General features: G+C 53.3%; 1 protein-coding gene. It reads left to right on the top strand.

The annotated features are described in order from the left end of the window. The coding region (locus tag K0625_RS24980) for a hypothetical protein (protein WP_220111942.1) at window positions 1–210 on the top strand (210 nt) is incomplete at both ends.

The raw sequence follows: 210 nt of genomic DNA, 5'->3' as shown, positions 1-210 counted from the left end.
ACCTCAGTGTCAGCGACGTGACTGAAACCAGTGGCAATGACGCCAGCGGCGTCGTCCTAGTGGGCAATGTCTTCACCGTCACACCTAATGCCTATGACTACTTAGCCGTGGGTGAGAGTGTTGAACTAACCTACACCTATAACGTGATTGACAGCAATGGCGGCGTGACCCCTACCACTGCCACCATCATCATTGAAGGCCGTAACGATG

Source organism: Shewanella nanhaiensis, from assembly GCF_019457885.1.
Lineage (GTDB): Bacteria > Pseudomonadota > Gammaproteobacteria > Enterobacterales > Shewanellaceae > Shewanella > Shewanella nanhaiensis.
Note: the sequence above shows the minus strand (reverse complement) of the source record. Positions and strands in the feature narration are given on the sequence as shown.